General features: G+C 56.2%; 12 protein-coding genes. 2 read left to right on the top strand and 10 right to left on the bottom strand.

The window, feature by feature from the left end:
• Nucleotides 1-79: 79 nt before the first annotated feature.
• From ACDZ94_RS01205 to argH, 4 genes are all read right to left on the bottom strand, one after another.
• The gene (locus ACDZ94_RS01205; protein ID WP_064453808.1) at nt 80-901 is read right to left on the bottom strand and encodes an ABC transporter substrate-binding protein; all 822 of its coding nucleotides are present in this window, start codon (nt 899-901) and stop codon (nt 80-82) included.
• A 25-nt stretch (nt 902-926) separates the two neighbouring features.
• Nucleotides 927-1,691, bottom strand: coding sequence for an amino acid ABC transporter ATP-binding protein (locus ACDZ94_RS01200; RefSeq protein ID WP_064453807.1), 765 nt, complete (start codon nt 1,689-1,691; stop codon nt 927-929).
• A 24-nt stretch (nt 1,692-1,715) separates the two neighbouring features.
• Nucleotides 1,716-2,594 carry an amino acid ABC transporter permease gene (locus ACDZ94_RS01195; RefSeq protein WP_017134649.1) on the bottom strand — a complete coding sequence of 293 codons (879 nt, stop codon included), beginning with the start codon at nt 2,592-2,594 and terminating at the stop codon, nt 1,716-1,718.
• Nucleotides 2,595-2,717: 123 nt separating this feature from the next.
• On the bottom strand, nt 2,718-4,145 hold the full coding sequence (gene argH, locus ACDZ94_RS01190; protein ID WP_432750962.1) for an argininosuccinate lyase: 1,428 nt from the start codon (nt 4,143-4,145) through the stop codon (nt 2,718-2,720).
• Nucleotides 4,146-4,373: 228 nt separating this feature from the next.
• On the opposite strand from argH, the gene ACDZ94_RS01185 reads away from it, so the two are divergent.
• Complete coding sequence (locus tag ACDZ94_RS01185; protein ID WP_432750961.1) at nt 4,374-5,333, top strand: LysR family transcriptional regulator; 960 nt, start codon at nt 4,374-4,376, stop codon at nt 5,331-5,333.
• A 240-nt stretch (nt 5,334-5,573) separates the two neighbouring features.
• Here the strand turns inward: ACDZ94_RS01185 and ACDZ94_RS01180 are convergent, their stop codons facing one another.
• The 6 genes from ACDZ94_RS01180 to ACDZ94_RS01155 form a co-directional block, all read right to left on the bottom strand.
• Nucleotides 5,574-6,218, bottom strand: a complete 645-nt coding sequence (locus tag ACDZ94_RS01180; protein WP_064453804.1) for an HAD-IB family hydrolase — start codon at nt 6,216-6,218, stop codon at nt 5,574-5,576.
• Between the two features lie 275 nt (nt 6,219-6,493).
• On the bottom strand, nt 6,494-7,018 hold the full coding sequence (locus ACDZ94_RS01175) for a BRO-N domain-containing protein (RefSeq protein WP_432750960.1): 525 nt from the start codon (nt 7,016-7,018) through the stop codon (nt 6,494-6,496).
• 586 nt (nt 7,019-7,604) lie between these two features.
• Entirely contained in the window at nt 7,605-8,492 is an 888-nt protein-coding gene (locus tag ACDZ94_RS01170; RefSeq protein ID WP_432750959.1) for a hypothetical protein, read from the bottom strand.
• Nucleotides 8,493-8,494: 2 nt separating this feature from the next.
• Complete coding sequence (locus ACDZ94_RS01165) at nt 8,495-9,265, bottom strand: BRO-N domain-containing protein (protein WP_432750958.1); 771 nt, start codon at nt 9,263-9,265, stop codon at nt 8,495-8,497.
• Nucleotides 9,266-9,367: 102 nt separating this feature from the next.
• Nucleotides 9,368-10,618, bottom strand: a complete 1,251-nt coding sequence (locus ACDZ94_RS01160; RefSeq protein WP_262666088.1) for a ribonucleotide-diphosphate reductase subunit beta — start codon at nt 10,616-10,618, stop codon at nt 9,368-9,370.
• A gap of 599 nt (nt 10,619-11,217) precedes the next feature.
• On the bottom strand, nt 11,218-11,487 hold the full coding sequence (locus ACDZ94_RS01155; RefSeq protein ID WP_432750957.1) for a DUF2790 domain-containing protein: 270 nt from the start codon (nt 11,485-11,487) through the stop codon (nt 11,218-11,220).
• 397 nt (nt 11,488-11,884) lie between these two features.
• Between ACDZ94_RS01155 and acs the strand changes: the two genes are divergently transcribed.
• Nucleotides 11,885-13,840, top strand: a complete 1,956-nt coding sequence (gene acs, locus ACDZ94_RS01150) for an acetate--CoA ligase (protein WP_064453800.1) — start codon at nt 11,885-11,887, stop codon at nt 13,838-13,840.
• The last annotated feature ends 150 nt before the right edge of the window (nt 13,841-13,990 follow it).

Genomic DNA, 13,990 nt, shown 5'->3' with positions numbered 1-13,990 from the left:
GCGGTGAGTCAGGCGATGTAGATGCAAGCTGATCCACTGCTATCGCAGGCAAGCCAGCTCCCACAGGAGTTTGTGGTGTTTACTGGCCGGCGTTGATGCTGATTTTCTCGACCGCACCCTGCTCCAGGTCCCATTTCTTCAGGATCTTGCCGTACGTTCCATCCTCAATCATGCCCTGCAACGCTTCACTGATCGCCGTGACCAATTCGGTGTTGCTCTTCTCAATCCCCAGCCCCGTGAACTGCTTGGAAATCGCCAGGCCCACCGGCTTGTACTTGCCCTTGTCCAGCGACATCAGATAAGGAATCGTCTCGCTGCCCTGCATCGCCGCATCCAGGCGGTTCTGCTGCAACTGCGCCCGTGCATCCGCCGAGCCTTCAGTGCCGATCACCACGATGGCCGGCTTACCCGCCGCTTCGCAGTTTTCCTTGCTCCACGCGGCAATTTCCGACGGCCAGGTGGTACGGCGGCTGGTGCCGACTTTTTTACCGCACAGGTCAGTCAACTCCTTGAGGTCTTCACGCTTGGCCAGGGTGTACAGTTGCGGGCCGCTGGTGAAGTAGTCGATGAAGGTCACAGCCTTTTGGCGTTCGGCCGTGTCGCTCATGCCCGACAGCACGATGTCCACACGCTTGGTGGTCAGGCCGCTGAGCATCTGCTCGAAGCCGGTCTCCTGCCACTTGATCTTCACGCCCAGGCGCTCGGCCAGGGCGTTGCCCAGGTCGAAGTCCAGGCCGGTGAGCTTGTTGGTGGCGGTGTCTTTGAAATCCATCGGCGGGTAGTTCGGCACGATGGCCGCGCTGATCTCGCCTTTTTCCTTGATTGCTGCCGGCAATGCCGCCAATACACAGGTGGAAGCCATCAGGCCTGCGAGCAACGTTGGGATAAACAATGTTTTCATGGGGGCGTTCTCGTTAGTTTTTTAGTTAAGTGCGAACGGCAGAAATAAAGCTTTGGGTACGCGGGTTTTGTGGGCTTATTAGAATTTCTTCGGGGCTGCCGGCTTCCACAATCTGGCCGGCGTCCATAAACACCATGCGGTTGGAGACTTCGCGGGCAAAGCCCAACTCATGGGTGACCACAATCATGGTCATGCCGCTGGTGGCCAAATCGCGCATCACCGACAGCACTTCGCCTACCAGTTCCGGGTCGAGGGCTGACGTGGGTTCGTCAAACAACATCAACTTGGGGCGCATGGCCAACGCACGGGCAATGGCCACACGCTGTTGCTGGCCGCCGGACAACTCCACCGGGTAGGCATTGCGCTTGTCCGCCAGGCCAACGCGGGCCAGCAACTCCAGCGCATCTTCGATGGCTTCCTTGGGCGAGCGCTTGAGCACCTGCACCGGGCCTTCGATGATGTTCTGCAGCACGGTCATGTGCGGGAACAAATTGAAGCGTTGGAACACCATGCCGGTCGCCAGACGCTGGCGGGCGATCTGTGATTCATTCATCTCATGCAGCTTGTTGCCGACGACGCGGTAACCCACCAGTTCGCCGTCGACCCACAGGCCGCCCTTGTCGATTTTTTCCAGCTGGTTCACACAGCGCAACAGCGTGCTTTTACCCGAGCCGGACGGGCCGATGATGCACATCACTTCGCCTTGCTCGACCTCGATATTGATGTCGCGCAGCGCGTGATATTCGTCGTAATACTTGTTCAGGTTGACGGCCTTGACGATGCTTCTCATGGGGCAAATCTCCTCAACCCAGGCTTACGAACGCTTGCCGGCGCCGCGGGCAAAACGACGCTCGAGGCGGCTTTGACCAAATGAAAGAACAGTCACCACCGCCAGGTACCAGATGCCGGCCACAATCAGCAGCTCCATGACCCGGGCGTTGGCGTAGTAGATGTTTTGCGCGTTGTGCAACAGCTCCGAATACTGGATCACGCTGGCCAGGCTGGTCATTTTCACCATGCTGATGAACTCGTTACCTACCGGCGGAATGATCACCCGCATGGCCTGCGGCAGAATCACCCTACGCAGCGCTTGCAAGCTCGGCATACCGATGGACTTGGCCGCCTCGTACTGGCCGGTGTCGACCGACAGCAAGCCGGCGCGCACCACTTCGGCGGTGTAGGCGCCCTGGTTGATACTGAGGCCGAGCAGGGCGGCCACGAAGGGCGTCATCAGGTCGACGGTGTCGATGCTGAACAGGCCCGGAATCGCGATCACCGGGAAAATCAGCGCCAGGTTGAACCACAGCAGCAGTTGCAAAATCAGCGGCGTACCGCGAAACAGCCAGGTGTAGGTGATGGCCACATACCGCAGGATCGGGTTGGCCGACATGCGCATGATCGCCGTGATCACCCCGATCACCACACCCAGCGCCATCGCCAGAATCGACATGACGATGGTGTTGACCAGGCCCCACAGGATGGCCTCAGACGTGAGGAACTGCCCGATGTAGGACCATTCGATCTGGCCATTTGCAAATGCGCGCAACAACGCGGCCAGGGCGATCACGATCAACGTGGCAAAAAACATCCGCCCGTAATAGCGACGCGGCACGTGCTCGTACTGCGTGATATCGAACTGGTTCTCGGACAACTTGCGCTCGGCTTCCAAGCGCTCCGCCGGGGTTTGGTTCATGGTGTTACTCCAAAACTAATAACGCTCTAACTGCTGTACGCGGTCTAACGGTTGAAACCCGGTCAAATGTGGGAGCTGGCTTGCCTGCGATAGCGCCAGTGAGCTCATCACACATGCCCAGACTTAAATCCGAAACCCCTGATAACTCTCAGCCCACTTTTGCTGCTCAGCCAACGCCACCTTCAACCGCCCAATCTGCTCGCGAACCCGCTCCGGCGCCGTCCCACCCCAACCACTGCGCGCCGCAATCGCTGCCTCCAGGGTCAAGCAGTCACGCACTTCGGGCAGCAACCGAGCATCCACCTCCGCCAACATCGCCGGCGAGGCTTCCCACAATTCAATCTCATGCTTCTCACAGGCCTGCACCAAGGCGCCGGTAATCTCATGCGCCTCCTTGAACGGCACACCGCGCGTGGCCAGCCAATCCGCCACCTCGGTCGCCAAGGTGAAGCCCATCGGCGCCTGGCGCCGCAGCTCTTCCACCTGCACCTTCATCGTTGCGACCATCCCGGCCATCGCCGGCAGCACCAGCAGCAAGGTGTCGACGCTGTCCAACACGCTGTGTTTGTCTTCACTCAAATCGCGGTTGTACGAGAGCGGCAACGACTTGAGCGTCGACATCAGCCCGGTCAGGTTGCCAATCAAACGCCCAGCCTTGCCCCGCGCCAGTTCGGCAATGTCCGGATTCTTTTTCTGCGGCATGATCGAGCTGCCGGTGGCGTAGGCATCGTCCAATACAACCCAGCGAAACTGGCGCGACGACCACAAGCAAAACTCCTCCGACAGGCGTGAAATGTTCACCCCGAGCATGCCCGCCACAAACAGAAACTCCGCCACATGGTCACGGCTGGCGACGGCGTCGATCGAGTTTTCACACGGCCCGGTGTAGCCCATTTCCTTGGCCGAATGCTCCGGCTGGCGCGCAATCGCCGAGCCTGCCATTGCGGCAGCACCCAACGGCGACAACGCCGTGCGCGCATCCCAATCCACCAGGCGCTGCACATCACGCAACATCGACTGCGCGTGCGCCAACAAGTGGTGGGCAAACACAATCGGTTGCGCCTGCTGCAAGTGAGTGAAGCCTGGGCAAATGCTGTCGACGTGCTGCTCAGCCTGCTCCACCAGCGCCTGCTGCAAACCCAGCACCTCGGTGGTGATGGTGCGCGCATGGTCACGTAGGAAAAGGCGCAGGTCGTTGGCCGTTTGGTCATTGCGCGAACGCCCGGCGCGCAGCTTGCCGCCCAAGGCGCCCAGGCGCTCGGTCAAAACGCGTTCGATAAAGGTGTGTACGTCCTCGTCATCCAGGGTTGGATGCAGGCGCCCAGCGGCGAAGTCCTCACCGATACGGTCCAGGGCCTCGACGGTGCGCTGGGTCTCTGACTCATCCAGCAAACCGGCGCGCTGTAACTCACGGGCATGGGCACGCGAACCGGCCAGGTCGTAGGGCGTCAGGCGGAAATAGTGCTCAGGGCAACGCGACAACGCGGCCAGTGCAGCAGACGGACCGGTCTTGAAACGAGCGCCCCAAAGGCGGTCGGTGGGCTGGGACATGGGTGTTCCTCACGCTTGTTTTTAGAAGAGTCGGAGGCAGTCAAAAAGTAAAAAGTCCTGATCGTAGTGTCAGGTTTTGCGAGGTGTTAAATCAGCCTCTGTGTGCTGTTCAACCCGCTATATTCAAGGTTGCCAAGGGCGGATGTTTATGTTCATTATCGCCGCCTGGCTATGTTCAAGGATTGGGTTGAAGCCTGTTGAATATGGCACTTGAGGTCAACGCGTATTATGGAAACCCCACTTTCCACTTCTGGAAACATGCCGCCCAAACCCGGCACACGACCGCCGCTGCAACTGAGCGGGCTGGACTTCAAATTGCTGCGCGTGTTCATGGCCGTGGTCGAAGCCGGCGGCTTCAGCGCCGCGCAAAACGAGCTGAACGTGGGCCTGGCGGCCATCAGCAAACAGATCTCCGACCTCGAAATCCGTATCGGCATGCGCCTGTGCACACGGGGCCGCGAAGGTTTTGGCCTGACCGAAGAAGGCAAGTTGGTGTACCAGGCTTCCATCGAGTTATTTACCTCGGTGGACAGTTTTCGCGACAAGCTTAGTTCGGCACAAAACGAGCTTATTGGTGACCTTAGTGTCGGCGTTATTGATAACACCGTCTCCGATGTTAATTCGCCGCTGATTACCGCGCTGGGGAAACTGTATAGCGAATCGCCGAAAATTAGATTGCGCCTACAGGCCTCGCAACTGGACGAAGTTGAACGCGGCGTGGTGGAAGGGCGGCTGATCGTCGGCATCGTGCCGGTGTACCAACGCCGCGAAGAATTCGATTACTTCCCGCTATACGAAGAAAAAGCCCACGCCTACTGCGCCGTAGGACACCCACTGTTCAATGCGAGCGACATTACGCCGGAAGTGCTGCGCCAATACGAAGTGGTCAACCACCGGTATGCGATCCACCGCGACAAGGCCAACTTCGTCACCTACGACAGCCAGTCCGCCTCGGCCTCACAGGTTGAAGCCGTCGCCATCCTGATCCTCACCGGCCGCTTCCTCGGCTTCCTGCCGGAACACTACGCCGCGCCACTGGTCAGGGAAGGGCGCCTGCGCGCACTGTGCCCGGAACAGGTTCACCTGAGCACCGCGTTCAACCTGATCCTGCGCCACAACGCGCCAAGAAGCCCGATGGTAAAAGCCTTCGCAACAGCCCTGGGCGTAGACCTCAAGGCCGCGACATAAAGCGCATGCCAAGCGCCGATCCCCGAGCCACAGAGATCAAATGTGGGAGCTGTCGAGCCCCAGCGAGGCTGCGAAGGGATCACCTCGGTCTACCTGCCGAACCCATCCATCTGCATCGCCCCCAGCACCCCATGCTAGTGCGCTATCCATCTGGCACCGCTCAAAATGTGGGAGCTCTCGAGCCCCAGCGAGGCAGCGATGGGATCGACTCGGTCCACCTGCCGACCCCATCCAGCCGCATCACCGCTGCAACTTGCCCTGCTTTTTCTTCGAATGAAAATGCCGAAAATGCGCATCCTGCGCCGCCGCCAACAACTCCCGATCCCCACGCGTATCGCCCCAGGCCCGCAGCCGATACTCGCCCAAATCCCCATACACCGCCTCAAGCCGCAGCACCTTGTTCTCACAGCGGCAATTATTCCCCGTGAGCTTGCCCGTCAACACCCCGTCGACCACCTCGAGCTCAGTGCCGATCAACTTGATCCCCAGCCGATTTGCAAACGGCTGCAACACCAACGCCGGCGACGCCGAACACAAGGTCACCACCGCCCCGGACTTCACCTCATCTTCCACCGACTGCAAGCCCTTGGGGCGCATCAGCTTGGTCCAATAGCGCTGGCAATACGCCTCAGCCTGCTGCTGAACCCACGCCTTCTCCACACCGGTCATAAAGGTGCGGATCAACTGCGCCTTCAACTCATCCCGGCTGATCTGCCGCAGCAAAAAGCGCAGCCCAGGCACCGCCAGTTTCGCCATCCGGCCGTAGAACTCACCGGTACCAAAGGCAAACTTGAGGAATGGCACGAAACTGTCGTGATGGGTCAGGGTGCCGTCGAAGTCAAAGACGGAAAGTACTTTGGCGTCTACGGGGCCGGCTTCGAGCATGTCTGGGTTCACGGGTGGTCCTTGATCGTTTGGAGCGGGTTCTCATAACTGTGTGACTGGTGCCCACTGCATGGGTTCAGGCTGATAACGGTTATGCAATTCAGATCAGCCAGAGGTAGTGATGTTGTGCTTTTACTGGCAATGATCAAGGGAGTTTACCCGGTCGGACATAGGAATGAACGTCGGAAGGCATCCGGCATTGTTACAGCTTGGATTGGGAAATGCGCGTTGGTGGCCCGTCCGAGCATCAGCCCGGACGGACTATCCTCGAGGTTTCAGCGTGTCGAATGGCTTGATGGCTGGAAATACTCTGCCATCTTTTGAAACCAAGTCTTGCTCGGCGGTGCTCGCCGGCGAGTCCTGTTGAGCAACAGATACGGCATATCACGTAACCGAATCCAGCCTTCATCCTGCCAATGCAGAAGACTCAACGACATCTCCGGCCAATCCAGCAAGCTCAGCATCGGGCGGTCTTTAGATCGTGGTTGATGCTTGTCACGCAAGGTTGGTACGACTTGATGGGTCAACCATTCACGCAACAGGCGATGCCCTGGTGAGTAGTGATACACCAGCAATGCATACACGCCGGATTCGCTGATCATCAGCATGTTTTCTGGCTGACCGTGATAGCAGATTTCCAGCGTTTGCCGCTGGTCCTCATCGAGCTTGCTGACAATTCGTTCATGCAGATACAGCCCCATCAGGCGACCAAGGTCGCGAGCACAGAACCATGGTTGGTTCTCCAATAATAGGGCGTGCAGTTGCAGACTTTGGCGGGTGAAGACGGTAGGTTCATTCATGACACACCTCCGAGCTGGAGCGTGTTTGAGAAATGGTGCGGGTGCTGCGAATGACCTTCGCAGGGGATGCAAAGTATCCAGGCATTTCCGTTACCTCTGGTTGCTTTCTTAGGGCAGGCGTTATGGGTGTCGGGAGCTAAGAAACCCACCAGAGACGGGCCGGACATATTCCCCTTTCGGGTCTTGTATTCGCCCACTCCCGACATAACGGGGATTTTTCACAGGCGTAGAGAAACCGCTGGCGAAAAAAAGCCGCATGGCTGTCGGGTGCGGAGGGCCGCTCTGGTTAAAGCGTTTCTTAGGCGCCGAGTCGAGAGGGTAGGTGGGTGGTTGATGGCGGTCAAGCCCGCAAGATTATTCATTCTGTTTCAGCGGGGCTCGTGATTGAATGGGGGTAATAAGTTTCAATTTCTTTCCTTTTGGCGGCTTTATCTTATCTGGCTTGTGTGAGTGTTCGATACGTAAAAACTAGGGCTCCAATGGTGGAGTTTTAGTTTTCAGGAGAGTGATTGGATAGGGGTTGTTTCGCGACTCGTGGAGACTATTCAGGGGGAGATATCTCCTCATTCTCCCCCTTTTCTTGATCCTATTTAGGCTTCTTGAGGGAAATAAGGAGCGCTCCAGCGGTGCTTTGAGGTATTAAGCCTTGTGCAATTTTCTTCTGTAAATAGGCAGGGAACTTTTGAGGCAGATACGTGTTTTCCAGCCAAATTCTAAATTCCCCTAGAGAGCTGAGAGGGTAGATGTTAGCTTCTGTTTTAGCCGCTGACTGTGGGAAGTAATCTGGGTACTCATGTGGGAATTTTTTTCTTTCCCCATGAGTTTTTTCGAGACCAGCAGAAGCCCAATGTTTAGCCCACATCTGGCTAACACTAATGTCTGGTACAGTATGAGTGTCTATTATTAATCCAGACTCGATTGCAGATATGACTATGTCTGCGATCTCTCTAAAAACGCTGAAATAACCTGCTGGTAATTTGTTTAGGAGTATTCGGTCGTGATAATGTCTCCATGAGTCGAGCTTTAGTGCTTGTGGTGAGAATCCGACGGCTTCGTATATGAATACTCTTAAAGTTTGACGAGCAAGAAGTCGAAAATTTCTTTGCGCTATTTGAGCGTCAGTGTTGTCAGAGTCGAATGCATAGTACTCAAGTATTGCCATGCATACGGTGTCAGGGTATGCACTGATTTTTTGGCCGTTCTGCTCTGTTTTTATGACTATTCGATCGGACGTGAAGTTCTGCTGAGTCAGCAGTTGCTTTATTTTTCTGCCGCGAGGCTTGAAAGTTTCATCATGCCAGTTGTTGGCTAAGTCACTGATAGTTTTTGGGTTGACACCGCATAGTCTGGCTAGCCCCCTCTCTGTCAGATACGGTGTGGTATCGTTTAGAACTCCCATCTGTATACCATCAATTTCTCCAAATGATGCAGATGGTAACTCTAACGGTAACTCTGATTGCGTCAGCTCATTCATGGCTAGTTCCGAATTATTTTGATTGCTTCATTAATAATTGGCGCAGGGTAAAGATTGTCCATAGGGATGTCGGATTTTTTCTTTACTTGTGATATCCCTTGTTCCAAGCACAGCTTGGCGCACATTGCTCTAAGGTGCTTTAGGTCTATATTTATGCTGTAGGTTTGGCAGTGGGTTTCTACATCTACTAGCTCAACATTTCCACTGGGTAACGAAATCGTATCAATTTTTTGAGAGATTTCCTGCAATTGTCTTTCGGTTTCTTCGAAGCGAAGTCTAGTCTCTGTTGCGAGTTTCTCCCGTTCTGCTATTTCTCTTATAAGTAGGTTGGTATGTTGTGCTAAATTTTGTGCTAGTGACATTATCTCGGAGTCGCCCTGTTTGGTTGGGGCGGGATAAGTGCCGAATTTTCGTACCGCGGGTATTACTTCGTGGAACATCCAGCGTTGAAACGACTTACTCGCTGGAGAGCTGTCTCTTGAGATTATTCTGTATAGGCCTGGCTCAGTTATAAAAACTTCTGTTCTAGGAGAGCTTGAGTTGTCTCCGGCTACGGGAAAGTGCTGATGTTCATCGCTATCTAAGACTTCAAGCTGAGCTTTGATGAGTTGTCCTAGTCCGGTTTTATTATCTTTGTTTAGATTTGTATTCGTTTTGGCGAGAGTTAATACGACATCCTCAAGTGCTATATATAATTTTTCTGCTATATAAAGACTTCTTATTCTTGAAATGCCATTTTCTGCATGATAGTCAAGCAAGATAGGTGTATGCATTTTTCTTCCCTATAAAAAAGCCCCGCTTTAGCGAGGCTTTAAATTTATTCAGCTAAGCATCCATTAGGCTTTAGCTGTTATAGCATGGCGCTTTGACATCAATCAATCCCAGCTCAACGCGCCGCCGGTTTGATACTCGATCACGCGGGTTTCGAAGAAGTTTTTCTCTTTCTTCAAGTCCATAATCTCGCTCATCCAAGGGAACGGATTCGTCGTCCCCGGATACTCTTCCTTCAAGCCAATCTGCGACAAACGACGATTCGCGATGAACTTGAGGTAATCCTCCATCATCGCCGCATTCATGCCCAACACCCCACGCGGCATGGTATCGCGAGCATATTCAATCTCCAGCTGCGTCCCTTGCAGGATCATCTGGGTCGCTTCTTCCTTCATCTCGGCATCCCACAAGTGTGGGTTTTCGATTTTGATCTGGTTGATCACGTCGATACCGAAGTTCAGGTGCATCGACTCGTCGCGCAGGATGTACTGGAACTGCTCGGCCACGCCGGTCATTTTGTTGCGGCGGCCCATGGACAGGATCTGGGTGAAGCCGCAGTAGAAGAAGATGCCTTCGAGGACGCAGTAGTAGGCGACCAGGTTGCGCAGCAGTTCTTTGTCGGTTTCGACGGTGCCGGTTTCGAACTTCGGATCGGAGATCGAACGAGTGTACTTCAGGCCCCAGGCGGCTTTTTTAGCCACCGATGGGATCTCGTGGTACATGTTGAAGATCTCGCCTTCATCCATGGCCAGCGATTCGATGCAGTACTGGTAGGCGTGGGTGTGGATCGCTTCTTCGAAGGCCTGGCGCAGGATGTACTGGCGGCACTCCGGGTTGGTGATCAGGCGGTACACGGCCAGCACCAGGTTGTTCGCGACCAACGAATCAGCAGTGGAGAAGAAGCCGAGGTTGCGCATGACGATGCGGCGTTCGTCGTCGGTCAGGCCTTCCGGGTTTTTCCACAGCGCGATGTCGGCGGTCATGTTGACCTCTTGCGGCATCCAGTGGTTGGCGCAGCCGTCGAGGTACTTTTGCCAGGCCCAGTCGTACTTGAATGGCACGAGTTGGTTGAGGTCGGCGCGGCAGTTGATCATGCGCTTTTCGTCAACGGCGACGCGGGCGGCGGAGCCTTCGAGCTCAGCGAGGCCTTCGGCGACGTCGAGTTTGTCCAGGGCGGCCTTGGCGCGGATGATCGCAGCGGAGTCGTTGGCAGTCACATTGCGTGCTTCCAGCGCAGCAGCGGCGCCGGCACCGTCGAGGCGGTCCATGTTGGCTTCGGTGGCGTGGCCGGCGTTGGCGCCTTTAGCGGCTACTTCGCCTTCTTCTTCTTTGTCGAATTCGTCCCAGCTCAGCATGACGTGTCGTCTCCTGCGTGAGGGCTCAAAGGTGCCCGTGTGAAACCGGATGGTTGGGTGTTCACACGGCCCTCGGGCCGCGGTGGATCTTAAGGAATCGTTTGTTGCAACCGCTAGCGCAGGCATTAAACGCAATTGGGTGAACGGGTGCTCTGCGTGAGGCTTGAGGGGGGAGCGACAGATGCATGCTCCTGCGGAGGCCTCAGGTCTGGCTCTTCATCCCGGTGTAAAGGGATATTGCAGGCCCGATTTACCCGCGCATTATAGGGAAAAATTCGGCTTTGTGTTGCGGCGGATGGTCACGACAGAGCGCCAAAATGGTGTGGTTTTCGGCCAAGGCGTGTGTTTGCAAGGCTTTGCTGGGCTAGGATTTTTTTGACGGGCGGTGGGATGTTTTTTGTAGGGCGGGGGAAGTGGGCTTCCGGGGAGTAAAAATGCTGGGAAGGGTGCAGGGTTTTGAGGTGTTGGTGTGGCGGGTATCGCCTTCGCGAGCAAGCCCGCTCCCACATTTGGACCCAGGTGTGTCAGCTGGCTCTTTGCCGCAAGAACGATTTCTTGCGGCGAATAAGATCAGGGTTTAACGCCTTTATAAGAAGTTATTATCCGTTAGAGCAACCGTTGCCCATTACCTGGTAATTAAGAATATGGCGTTTACCTTGTGAGTCTTCATATTCCATTTGTACCGGTACAACTTGGCAGACTTCCGGAACCGTGCTCATTGACAATACTTTGGCCACATCCAAGTGCGTGCTGTACGTGTAGTCTTCAACAATCGGGGTGTTCTGGCCAGCCAGCTCAGTCGGGGCTTCGTCGGCCAGGGCGGCGGTTGCGCACAAGCTGCTGAGGGCCATCACTACTAAAGCTTTCATTTCTCTTTTTACCTTCTTCGGGGCGAAAGGGGTCACGGGGCCCTTATGAGGCCGCGTGTGTAACTTAGGGTGGGTGAGTTCGGATTAACGTTGCCTTCGTGGGGGCTGTTACGTTGTTAATCACAGTGCCGTGTTGGCGGAGCTGATTTTAGGCGTGCGGGTTATATTCATATACCCGTGCTTTTGATAAACACTATTGGCGGTTTTTGTAACAATCCCGTGGTAAAGGTTTTTTCATGCAGCGCCAAAGCCACGCAGGCCGCGGGCCAGAGCCATAAATGGGGATAGCTGGGTATTTTGTAGGGTCTTGTTACTACCATCGTCGAATGGTTCTATAGGCCCACCCCGGCTACAACAGGGGCCATACAACAACAACTATGTCACCGAGGTAAGAAAGATGAGTGCGGCTTCCCTGTACCCCGTTCGCCCCGAAGTAGCAGCCAACACGCTGACCGACGAGGCAACCTACAAGGCCATGTACCAGCAGTCGGTGGTCAACCCCGATGGCTTCTGGCGCGAGCAAGCCAAGCGCCTTGACTGGGTCAAGCCTTTCACCGTGGTGAAGCAGACCTCTTTCGACGACCACCACGTCGACATCAAATGGTTTGCCGATGGCACCCTGAACGTTTCCTACAACTGCCTGGACCGCCACCTCGCCGAGCGTGGCGATCAGGCAGCGATCATCTGGGAGGGCGACGACCCTGCCGAAAGCCGCACCATCACTTACCGCGAGCTGCATGAAGAAGTCTGCAAGTTCGCCAACGCCCTGCGTGGCCAGGACGTGCACCGCGGCGATGTAGTGACTATCTATATGCCGATGATCCCCGAAGCCGTGGTCGCCATGTTGGCCTGTACCCGCATCGGTGCGATTCACTCCGTGGTGTTTGGCGGTTTCTCGCCTGAGGCCCTGGCCGGTCGCATCATCGACTGTAAGTCGAAGGTAGTTATCACCGCCGATGAAGGCATTCGTGCGGGTAAGAAAATTCCGTTGAAGGCCAACGTCGACGACGCCCTGACCAACCCGGAAACCAGCAGCATCCAGAAGGTCATTGTGTGCAAGCGCACCAATGGCAACATCAAGTGGAACCAGCATCGCGACATCTGGTACGAAGATTTGATGAAAGTGGCGGGCACTGTGTGCGCGCCGAAAGAGATGGGCGCCGAAGAAGCGCTGTTCATCCTCTACACCTCCGGCTCCACCGGCAAGCCTAAAGGCGTGCAGCACACCACCGGCGGCTATTTGCTGTACGCAGCCCTGACCCACGAGCGCGTGTTCGATTACCGCCCGGGCGAAGTCTACTGGTGCACCGCTGACGTCGGTTGGGTCACCGGCCACACCTATATCGTCTATGGCCCGCTGGCCAATGGCGCGACCACGCTGCTGTTCGAAGGCGTGCCGAACTACCCGGATATCACCCGTGTCGGCAAGATCGTCGACAAGCACAAGGTCAATATCCTGTACACCGCGCCAACCGCGATCCGCGCGATGATGGCTTCCGGCACCGCCGCCTGCGAAGGTGTAGATGGCAGCAGCCTGCGCTTGCTCGGTTCGGTGGGTGAGCCGATTAACCCTGAAGCGTGGGACTGGTACTACAAGAACGTCGGCCAATCCCGTTGCCCGATCGTCGACACCTGGTGGCAGACAGAAACCGGCGCCACCCTGATGAGCCCACTGCCGGGTGCTCACGCCCTCAAGCCGGGTTCCGCTGCACGGCCGTTCTTCGGCGTGGTGCCGGCGCTGGTCGACAACCTGGGCAACATCATCGAGGGCGCTGCCGAAGGCAACCTGGTGATCCTCGATTCGTGGCCAGGCCAGGCGCGCACGCTGTACGGCGACCATGACCGTTTCGTCGACACCTACTTCAAGACGTTCCGTGGCATGTACTTCACCGGTGACGGCGCCCGTCGCGATGAAGATGGCTACTGGTGGATCACCGGTCGTGTGGATGACGTGTTGAACGTGTCCGGCCACCGCATGGGCACCGCCGAAATTGAAAGTGCCATGGTTGCTCACCCTAAAGTCGCCGAAGCGGCGGTGGTGGGTGTGCCGCATGACATCAAGGGCCAGGGCATCTATGTGTATGTCACCCTGAAAAACGGCGAAGAGCCAAATGAAGCGTTGCGCCTGGAGCTGAAAAACTGGGTGCGCAAAGAGATCGGGCCGATTGCTTCGCCGGACGTGATCCAGTGGGCGCCGGGCTTGCCGAAGACGCGCTCGGGGAAAATCATGCGCCGTATCCTGCGCAAGATTGCCACGGCTGAGTACGACGGGTTGGGCGATATCTCCACCCTGGCGGACCCGGGTGTGGTGGCGCATTTGATTGAGACGCACAAGACCATGAACGTCGCGTAAGGCGAGGTGGGTGGTACAAAGCCCCATTCGGCGTAAGCCGGGTGGGGCTTTTTTGTGGGTTCTGAAAACCGATGCAAATCACCTGTGGGAGCGGGCTTGCTCGCGAATGCGGTGGGTCAGCTATACATCTGCTAACTGATACACCGCATT

It is taken from the genome of Pseudomonas sp. UBT (genome assembly GCF_050915955.1).
GTDB classification, from domain to species: domain Bacteria; phylum Pseudomonadota; class Gammaproteobacteria; order Pseudomonadales; family Pseudomonadaceae; genus Aquipseudomonas; species Aquipseudomonas antarctica_A.
This window is presented reverse-complemented; position numbering and strand designations above follow the sequence as displayed.

Excerpts from the sequence above, each read along its gene's own strand:
- ACDZ94_RS01205 (WP_064453808.1), bottom strand. The coding sequence starts at position 901 with ATGAAAACATTGTTTATCCCAACGTTGCTCGCAGGCCTGATGGCTTCC.
- ACDZ94_RS01200 (WP_064453807.1), bottom strand. The coding sequence starts at position 1,691 with ATGAGAAGCATCGTCAAGGCCGTCAACCTGAACAAGTATTACGACGAA.
- ACDZ94_RS01195 (WP_017134649.1), bottom strand. The coding sequence starts at position 2,594 with ATGAACCAAACCCCGGCGGAGCGCTTGGAAGCCGAGCGCAAGTTGTCC.
- argH (WP_432750962.1), bottom strand. The coding sequence starts at position 4,145 with ATGTCCCAGCCCACCGACCGCCTTTGGGGCGCTCGTTTCAAGACCGGT.
- ACDZ94_RS01185 (WP_432750961.1), top strand. The coding sequence starts at position 4,374 with ATGGAAACCCCACTTTCCACTTCTGGAAACATGCCGCCCAAACCCGGC.
- ACDZ94_RS01180 (WP_064453804.1), bottom strand. The coding sequence starts at position 6,218 with ATGCTCGAAGCCGGCCCCGTAGACGCCAAAGTACTTTCCGTCTTTGAC.
- ACDZ94_RS01175 (WP_432750960.1), bottom strand. The coding sequence starts at position 7,018 with ATGAATGAACCTACCGTCTTCACCCGCCAAAGTCTGCAACTGCACGCC.
- ACDZ94_RS01170 (WP_432750959.1), bottom strand. The coding sequence starts at position 8,492 with ATGAATGAGCTGACGCAATCAGAGTTACCGTTAGAGTTACCATCTGCA.
- ACDZ94_RS01165 (WP_432750958.1), bottom strand. The coding sequence starts at position 9,265 with ATGCATACACCTATCTTGCTTGACTATCATGCAGAAAATGGCATTTCA.
- ACDZ94_RS01160 (WP_262666088.1), bottom strand. The coding sequence starts at position 10,618 with ATGCTGAGCTGGGACGAATTCGACAAAGAAGAAGAAGGCGAAGTAGCC.
- ACDZ94_RS01155 (WP_432750957.1), bottom strand. The coding sequence starts at position 11,487 with ATGAAAGCTTTAGTAGTGATGGCCCTCAGCAGCTTGTGCGCAACCGCC.
- acs (WP_064453800.1), top strand. The coding sequence starts at position 11,885 with ATGAGTGCGGCTTCCCTGTACCCCGTTCGCCCCGAAGTAGCAGCCAAC.